Source organism: Streptomyces tricolor, assembly GCF_002155905.1.
Classification (GTDB): domain Bacteria; phylum Actinomycetota; class Actinomycetes; order Streptomycetales; family Streptomycetaceae; genus Streptomyces; species Streptomyces tricolor.
The window spans coordinates 1-6,190 of sequence record NZ_MUMF01000155.1 but is presented as its reverse complement, the minus strand read 5'-3'; the positions used below and the strand labels follow the sequence as shown (position 1 = coordinate 6,190).

General features: G+C 74.0%; 5 protein-coding genes. 2 read left to right on the top strand and 3 right to left on the bottom strand.

The window, feature by feature from the left end; all coding sequences use genetic code 11:
• Positions 1-76: 76 nt before the first annotated feature.
• Positions 77-1,606: a tRNA (N6-isopentenyl adenosine(37)-C2)-methylthiotransferase MiaB gene (gene miaB / locus CCN44_RS12355; protein WP_189397034.1), complete on the bottom strand. Its 1,530-nt coding sequence runs from the start codon at positions 1,604-1,606 to the stop codon at positions 77-79.
• Between the two features lie 399 nt (positions 1,607-2,005).
• On the opposite strand from miaB, the gene CCN44_RS12350 reads away from it, so the two are divergent.
• Positions 2,006-2,548, top strand: a complete 543-nt coding sequence (locus tag CCN44_RS12350; protein ID WP_202430331.1) for a regulator component — start codon at positions 2,006-2,008, stop codon at positions 2,546-2,548.
• Complete coding sequence (locus tag CCN44_RS12345) at positions 2,541-3,698, top strand: MAB_1171c family putative transporter (protein ID WP_059252988.1); 1,158 nt, start codon at positions 2,541-2,543, stop codon at positions 3,696-3,698. Before CCN44_RS12350 ends, CCN44_RS12345 begins: the two co-directional genes overlap by 8 nt.
• 94 nt (positions 3,699-3,792) lie before the next feature.
• On the opposite strand, the gene CCN44_RS12340 is transcribed toward CCN44_RS12345, so the two are convergent.
• Together CCN44_RS12340 and CCN44_RS47370 are read right to left on the bottom strand one after the other, a co-directional pair.
• Positions 3,793-4,626, bottom strand: a complete 834-nt coding sequence (locus tag CCN44_RS12340) for an SDR family NAD(P)-dependent oxidoreductase (RefSeq protein WP_086697670.1) — start codon at positions 4,624-4,626, stop codon at positions 3,793-3,795.
• 152 nt (positions 4,627-4,778) lie between these two features.
• A partial coding sequence (locus CCN44_RS47370) for an ABC transporter ATP-binding protein (RefSeq protein WP_107502067.1) occupies positions 4,779-6,190 on the bottom strand: 1,412 nt, incomplete at its 5' end.

The window sequence follows — 6,190 nt, the reverse complement described above, 5'->3', positions numbered from 1 at the left end:
AGGACGGACCCCGCAGGGCGGACCCCGTCAGGACGGACCCCGCAGGGCGAACTCCGACCCGCGGTGTGCCAGGGCCTCAGTCGCAGCCGCAGGCGCTGCCCGTCGGCGCCGGCAGCGGGGCCGGGACGCCGATCTTCGGCAGGCCGAGCATGACGCCCGCCGGCTTGGCCGCCGCCGCGGCGGTGCGCTTCTCCCAGGCGTCCCCCGCGCGCGTGCGGCGCACGGCGAGGACCGGGCCCTCGGCGAGGAGGTGGTGCGGGGCGGCGTAGGTGACCTCGACGGTGACGACGTCGCCGGGGCGCACCTCCTGCTCCGGCTTGGTGAAGTGGACCAGGCGGTTGTCGGGGGCGCGGCCGGAGAGGCGGTGGGTGGCGCCGTCCTTGCGGCCCTCGCCCTCGGCGACCATCAGCTCCAGCGTGCGGCCGACCTGCTTCTTGTTCTCCTCCCAGGAGATCTCCTCCTGGAGGGCGACCAGCCGCTCGTAGCGCGCCTGGACGACCTCCTTGGGGATCTGGTTCTCCATGGTCGCGGCGGGGGTGCCGGGGCGCTTGGAGTACTGGAAGGTGAAGGCCTGCGCGAAGCGGGCCTCGCGGACGACGTGCAGCGTCTGCTCGAAGTCCTCCTCGGTCTCGCCCGGGAAGCCGACGATGATGTCCGTGGTGATCGCGGCGTGCGGGATGGCGGCCCGCACCTTCTCGATGATCCCCAGGTAGCGCTCCTGCCGGTACGAGCGGCGCATCGCCTTCAGGACGGTGTCCGAGCCGGACTGGAGCGGCATGTGCAGCTGGGGCATCACGTTCGGCGTCTCGGCCATGGCGGCGATGACGTCGTCGGTGAAGTCACGGGGGTGCGGGGAGGTGAAGCGGACCCGCTCCAGGCCCTCGATGGTGCCGCAGGCCCGCAGCAGCTTGCTGAAGGCCTCGCGGTCCCCGATGTCGGAGCCGTAGGCGTTGACGTTCTGGCCGAGCAGGGTGATCTCGGAGACGCCCTCGCCGACCAGGGCCTCGATCTCGGCGAGGATGTCGCCGGGGCGCCGGTCCTTCTCCTTGCCGCGCAGGGCGGGGACGATGCAGAAGGTGCAGGTGTTGTTGCAGCCGACGGAGATCGACACCCAGGCCGCGTACGCGCTCTCGCGGCGGGTCGGCAGCGTGGAGGGGAAGGCCTCCAGGGACTCGGCGATCTCGACCTGCGCCTCCTCCTGGACGCGGGCGCGCTCCAGCAGGACGGGCAGCTTGCCGATGTTGTGCGTGCCGAAGACGACGTCCACCCAGGGCGCCTTCTTCACGATGGTGTCCCGGTCCTTCTGGGCGAGACAGCCGCCGACCGCGATCTGCATGCCCGGGCGCGAGGCCTTCTTCGGGGCGAGCCGGCCGAGGTTGCCGTAGAGCCGGTTGTCGGCGTTCTCGCGGACCGCGCAGGTGTTGAAGACGACGACGTCGGCGTCCCCGTCCGACCCCTCGGCGGCCCGGACGTACCCGGCCTCCTCGAGCAGACCGGCCAATCGCTCGGAGTCGTGGACGTTCATCTGGCACCCGTAGGTGCGGATCTCGTAACTCTTGGGGGCGGGAACGTCCACTGCCGGGCTCCGGTCGCTGCTGCTGGTCATGGTTCAAGGGTAGGTGGTGCCGGAAGGCGCTCCGCCCGCTCGCCTCCTCCGCGGATTCCTGGCCCCCGGACCGGTCACGGACGAGGGCGCCCTGCCGCCGGATCCGGTGGCGGCGGTGCCTGCGCTGCCGGATCGCCGGGGCCGGCCGCCGGGAAGCGGAACACGCCATTGCCGGGGTGACGTCCGCGTGAGCGGGCCCGCCCGTCTCGGCCCGGGACGGCGTTGTCCTGATCCCATGCGCGATGCCGCGCCACCCGCGCCGGTCAGGGGAAGATTTTCGCCAAAGGCCGACCAAAAGACCCGGCAGACGTGTTCAAGAAGGCGGCCGACCTGCTTAGGTGTGAGCCACACCTTGTCCGCTGGAGACGGGAAGTGGTTTCTCGCCCGGGAGTTGGAGATTTGACCATCCGCGTACCGCAGGTGAGGAGATCGGGGGAGTTCGCCGCGCTGCAGCGCCGGTGCTCCGCGATCCTGCGTGACCTCGGCATACCTCGGTCGCTGTCCCTGGACGCGGTCTGTGCGCGGGTGGAGGAACTCAGAGGCCGTCCGCTCGTGCTGCGCGAGCTGCCCGAGGAGGCGGCGGCCACCGGAGCCTGCGGGCTGTGGCTGGGCACCGACAACGCCGACTACGTCTTCTACGAGGCCCGGACCGCCCCGCTGCACCGCGAGCACATCATCCTGCACGAGATCGGGCACGTGCTCTGCGACCACCACCGGAGCATCACGGACGACGGCCACGAGCTGACCGATCGGCTCCTCGACGGGCTGCAGCCGCATCTCGTCCGGCGGGTGATGGCGAGGACCAGCTACACGACCACCGAGGAGCAGGAAGCCGAGATGATCGCCAGCCTGATCCAGAGCGCCGGGACGGCCGGGCCGGTGGCCGGGCCGCTGGGACGGCTCGGCGCGTTCCTCGGCGTGACGGCGGACGCCGGTGACTGATCTGGCGGCGCACGTCGGGCTCGCCAGCGTCTTCGCCCTGTGGTTCGCCCTGGTCTGGCGGGCCCGGTCCGCGCTGCGCCAGCCCCACCTGCGGGGGCTCTGGCTCACCGTCCTGGCCGCGACCACCGCGATCACCCTCTTCCAGCCGCGGATCGTCGCCGGGCTGACCTCCGCCGGCATCGACGTCCACACGGTGTCCCTCGCCCGCAACCTGATCGGCGTCCTCAGCGCGGGCCTGGTGCTGCTGTTCGTGATCGACTCCAGCCGCTCCCCGCGCCTGCGCCGCTCCGTGGCGGTGGGGATGACGGCGGCGCTGGTCTCGCTGCTCGTCCTGGATCTGCTCCAGGTGGACCAGGGGGGCGTGGGTACGGCTGCCGCGCAGCGGCCCGCGTCCGCCTCCTCGGCCTACTGGCTGATCCTCATCGCCTCCCATCTCGCCGGGGACGCCGTCGCCGTGGTGGTCTGCTGGCGGTTCAGCCTGCGCACGACGGAGCGCGACCTCGTCTGGTCGCTGCGGCTGTTCGCGGCGGGCAGCGTGCTCGCCCTCGTCTTCTGGTCCGGCTATCTGTTCCACCTCTTCGACCCCGACCCGCACCTGCTGCCCTACCTGTCCGTGGTCATGGGCGTGCACGGCTTCATGCGGGTGGCGTCCCTGCTGGTCCCGACCGCGACCGCGCTGGCCCGGTCGGCCACGGCGCTGCGGACCGCCTGGCAGCTGTGGCCGCTGTGGCGCGACCTGGTGACGGCGGTGCCGCACGTGGCCCTCGCCCGGCCCCGGCGGACCCGGCTCCAGGAAGTGCTGTGGCCGCGGTACCCGCCGGCGCTGCTGGCGCACCGGCAGACCATCGAGACGTACGACGCGCTGCTGACCCTGCAGCAGTACGTGCAGCCGGACGCCTACGAGGAGGCGCACCGCCTCGCCCGGCGGGCCGGGGTGCGGGACGACCGGCTCGCTTCGGCCGCGCTCGCCGGTGCCGTGGGCCAGGCCCGGCGGGCCGTTCTCGACGGCGTGCCGCCGGCCGAGGCGCGTCCGCTGCCCGGGGTGGCCCATGGCAGTCCGGAGACGCTGCTGGGGATCGCCCGGATGTGGCCCGTCATGACCGACGCGGTCCGCTGCCACGACCGCGCCTCTACGACGCAGCAGGGCTGAACCGGCCGGCGGGGCTGGACCGCTCCGCCGGTGCGGGCCGTGGTCAGGTGATCAACGCACCCGGGGCCTCGGCCATGGGGCCCCGGTCACCACGTCACCGACCGGTGCCGGAGGTCTCCGTGCCGCGGGGCGTGATGTGGTAGTCGAAGGCGAGGGTGCCGGGGTCGAGGGCGGTCGCTCCGCCGTCGACGGTGAGCACCGCTCCGTTGACGTACGACGCCGCCGGGGACAGCAGCCAGCCGATCGCCTCCGCGATCTCGCGGGGCTCGCCCGGGCGCCCCTGGGGGAGCAGCCGGGTCGCCTCCGCGTAGCCGGCCTCCACGCCGCCGCCCGGCAGCTCCGCCTCCTCGGCGAAGCGCGCCATGCGCCGGTCGGCCATCTCGGTCCGCACCCAGCCGGGGCACACGATGTTGGCCCGTACCCCCTGCCGCCCGTAGTCGACGGCGACGGAGCGGCACAGCTGGAGCAGGGCCGCCTTGGACGTGGCGTAGGGGGCGTTGCTGGTGCCGTTGCGCAGCGCGGACACCGAGGCGACGGCGACCACCGAGCCGGCGGACTCCAGCAGGTGCGGGATGGCGGCGCGCAGCAGGAGCAGCGGTCCGGTGAGGTTGGTGCGCATCACCTCGTCCCAGTCCCGCAGCGACATGTCGCCCACGGCTCCGCCGCGTCCGATGCCCGCGTTGAGCACCAGCCCGTCGAGCCGTCCGTACGCGGTCAGGGCCGCCTGGACGAGGCTCTCGGCCGCGTCGGGGTCCCCGGCGTCGGACGGATGCGCCAGTGCCCCCGTCTCCTGGGCGAGGCGCTGCAGGGGTTCGGCCCGCCGGCCGGAGACGACCACGTGGTGACCGGTCTCGCTCAGCAGCCGGGCCGTGGCCTGCCCGATGCCCGAACCTCCGCCGGTCACGACGACTACCCGCTTGTCCTCCACCGCAGTCCAGACCCTTCCACCGAGATCGCCGAGAACGACGAGAGCAACCAGATCGCCTGGGGTGCCAGGCGCCTCGAGCTTAGTTCCCGTTGATCAACCGGTGACGACTTCCAGCCAGCGCCCGCCGGTGTCCGACGCCTGCACCGGCGGTCTCACCGGAGGCGATCGGCGCGCTCGTCGTGGAACTCCGCCGCTCCGGCCGGGTTCAGCAGCGCGCCGGTCGCCGCGTGGCCGGGGGCGGCGAAGACGTCGGCCGTCCGGCCGGACTCGACGACCCGTCCGGCGTCGAGGACCAGCACGGTGTCGGTGCGGTCGGCGATCAGCGGCAGATCGTGGCTGATCAGGATCAGCGTCGTACCGCGCCGCTCCCGCAGTCCGGTCAGCAGATCCATGATCGCCTCTCCGGTGCCGGCGTCCAGCGCGGAGGTGATCTCGTCGCAGATCAGTACGTCCGGGTCGGCGGCCAGGGCGCGGGCGATGGCGACGCGCTGGCGCTGCCCGCCGGACAGCTCGTGCGGATAGCGGTCGGTGAAGGCGGGTGGCAGGCCGACCTGTTCGAGCAGGTCCAGGACCCGGTCGGGGACGGCGCTCCGGGGGCAGCGGCGGTGCAGCCGCAGCGGCCGGCCGAGGGCGGCGCCGATGGTGCGGCTGGGGTTGAGCGCGCCCAGCGGGTTCTGCGTCACCAGCTGGATCCGGCGCCGCTGTTCCCGGGTACGGCCGCGCAGCCCCGTGCTCAGGGGCGTACCGTCCAGGCTGAGCGAGCCGGAGCCGACCCGTTGCAGGCCGACGACGGCGCGGACCAGCGTGGTCTTGCCGGAGCCGGAGGCCCCGACGATGCCCAGCGCCGAGCCGGGCCGCACGCGCAGTCCGACCCCGTCCAGGGCGGCGGCACCCTGGCCGCGGCGGCCGAAGGCGACGCGGAGGTCCCGTGCCTCCAGGACCGGCGGGCCGGCCTCGGGGGGCTCCTCGGGCCGGTGGACCGGGCGGCGCGCGCCCGGCGCCACGGACGCCGTACGCGGGCCGGGCAGATGGCCGCCGAGTTCCACCGCCTCGTCCGCGAACCGGGCGACCAGCTCGGGGTCGTGGCAGGAGAACGCCACGGCCAGGCGGTGTTCCCGGGCGAGGTGCAGCAGCAGCGCGCCGATCTCGTCGCGCAGTTCGGGGTGCAGACCGGCGGTGGGCTCGTCCAGGAGCAGGACGTCGGGGCGGCGGGCCAGGGCCCGGGCGAGGGCCACCCGGCGCTGCTGGCCGCCGGAGAGCGCGCCCGGGCGCCGGGCGGCCAGGCGGCCGTCGTCCGGCAGGCGGACCTCGGCGAGGAGCGCGCTCACCGTGTCGCGTTCCGGGTCGGCGGCGAGTTCCCGGACGAGGGTGCGGACCCGCATCCGGGGGTTGAGGCCGGAGCCGGGGTCCTGGCCGACGTAGGCGAGCCGGCTCCCGCGCAGGGCGCGCAGTTCCCGGTCGGTGAGGGCGAACACGTCGTGGCCGAGGACGTCGACCCGGCCGGCGCCGCGGCTGGTGCCGGGGGGCAGCAGGCCCGTGACCGCGCGCAGCAGGGTCGTCTTGC

Coding starts and splice junctions, on each gene's coding strand:
- miaB (WP_189397034.1), bottom strand. CDS start 1,606: ATGACCAGCAGCAGCGACCGGAGCCCGGCAGTGGACGTTCCCGCCCCC.